At 42.4% G+C, this 599-nt stretch carries 1 protein-coding gene; it reads left to right on the top strand.

Annotated features, from left to right (window positions below; genetic code table 11):
* On the top strand, window positions 1-599 hold a 599-nt coding region (locus ACTXGL_RS14095; protein WP_443527308.1), incomplete at both ends, for a hypothetical protein.

The raw sequence follows: 599 nt of genomic DNA, 5'->3' as shown, positions 1-599 counted from the left end.
GGTAATATTGGCACTAATACCCTTAATGCGACTGGTCAAACGACCACAAGTGGTGTCACTAACACAGGTCTTTTAACTAACAATGGTGCAAGTCAACTAAATGGTACGCTAGGCGTTACAGGTCAAACGACGACAAACGGTATTGCCAACACAGGTAATATTACAAATACTGGTAATATTGGCACTAATACCCTTAATGCGACTGGTCAAACGACCACAAGTGGTGTCACTAACACAGGTCTTTTAACCAATAATGGTGCAACAGATCTAAATGGTATACTAGCAGTTCAAGACGCGACTACTTTAGAGAGCACACTAGACGTTACTGGTCAAACGACCACAAATGGTGTCACTAACACAGGTCTTTTAACCAATAATGGTGCAACGGATCTAAATGGTACACTAGCAGTTCAAAATGCGACTACTTTAGAGAGCACACTAGATGTTGCCGGTCAATCTAGTACTAATGGTTTAGACAATACCGGTCTTTTGGCTAACACCGGCAACTTGACTAACTCAGGCACCCTGACCAACACAGGCGCAACAACCTTAGAAGATACATTGAGCGTAGCTGGTCAATCTAGTACTAATGGTTTAGA

It is taken from the genome of Psychrobacter sp. T6-6, from assembly GCF_052258185.1.
Taxonomy (GTDB): Bacteria; Pseudomonadota; Gammaproteobacteria; order Pseudomonadales; family Moraxellaceae; genus Psychrobacter.
The sequence above is the reverse complement of the archived record's forward strand: the minus strand, read 5'-3'. Positions and strand labels throughout refer to the sequence as shown.